Genomic DNA, 1228 nt, shown 5'->3' with positions numbered 1-1228 from the left:
TCACCATGCCGATGAACTCGTTGCCGAGCGGCGGGATCACCACGCGCATCGCCTGCGGCAGCACGATCCGCCGCAGCGCGCGCAGCCGTCCCATGCCGATCGCCTGCGCGGCCTCATATTGCCCGATATCGACCGACAGCATGCCGGCGCGCATCACTTCGGAGGTGTAGGCGCCCTGATTGATGCCGAGCCCGAGCAGCGCGGCGAGAAACGGGGTCATGACGTCGACGGCGCGCGCACTCCACAGGCCCGGAATGCCGATGGTCGGAAACACCAGCGCGAGGTTGAACCACAGCAGCAGTTGCAGGATCAGCGGCGTGCCGCGGAACAGCCAGGTGTAGCCGGCGGCCACCGTCTTCAGCACCGGATTGGGCGACAGCCGCATGATCGCCACGATGATGCCGAGCACGATGCCGAGCGCCATCGCCAGCACCGCCATCACCATGGTGTTGACGATGCCTTCGAGGATGACCTTCACAGTCAGGAAGCGGCTGACATAGGACCATTCGATCTGACCGTTCGCAAAGGCGCGCGCAATCGCCGCCAGCACGAGGACGATCAGGGCGGCGCTGAACCAGCGAAACCAGTGCGGCTCGCGCGCGACCCGCATCCCCGACAGATCAGGGAAACCCTCCGCGAGTGCCGGCGCCGGCTTCATTGCGGCGCCGCGTTCAGCATGGGCTGGGCGACCGCATTCGCGCCAAGGCCCCATTTGTCGAGAATGGCCTTGTAGGCGCCGTCGGCGATCATTGCGGTGAGCTTCTCGGTCACCACCTCGCGCAGGGCCGAATCGTCCTTGCGGATCATGATGCCTTGATAGCCCTTGGCGAAGGCCTCGCCGACAATGCGGTATTTGCCGGGCTCTTGTGTCTGCGCATAAGGCAGCGTCTCGCTGCCCTGCACGGCGGCGTCGATTCGGCCCTGCTTGAGCTGGTTGCGCACGTCGATCGAGTTCTCGCCCGGCACGTACTGGATCGCCGGCTTGCCGGCCGTCTCGCAATTCTGCTTGCTCCACTTCTCGATCTCGACCGGGAAGCTCGTGCTGCGCGTGGTGCCGACCTTCTTGCCGCAGAGATCCGTCGCGGCCTTCGCCTCGCTCTCCGCCATCACGAAGAACTGCGGACCGGTCGCGAGATAATCGACGAAATCGGCGGTCTCGCGCCGCGAGGCGCGGTCCGAGATGCCGGAGATGATGAAATCGGCGCGCCTGGTCTGGAGCGACGGGATC

At 65.6% G+C, this 1228-nt stretch carries 2 protein-coding genes; both read right to left on the bottom strand.

All coding sequences use genetic code 11. The annotated features are described in order from the left end of the window. Nucleotides 1-658 (bottom strand): amino acid ABC transporter permease (locus tag AC1D00_RS41775; protein ID WP_477014728.1); only part of this gene is annotated, 658 nt, incomplete at its 3' end. After that, nucleotides 655-1228, bottom strand: a 574-nt coding sequence (locus AC1D00_RS41770) for a transporter substrate-binding domain-containing protein (RefSeq protein ID WP_477014727.1), incomplete at its 5' end; no start/stop codon positions are given. The genes AC1D00_RS41775 and AC1D00_RS41770, both read right to left, overlap by 4 nt.

This window comes from Bradyrhizobium sp. P2_E8, from assembly GCF_056403875.1.
This window is presented reverse-complemented; position numbering and strand designations above follow the sequence as displayed.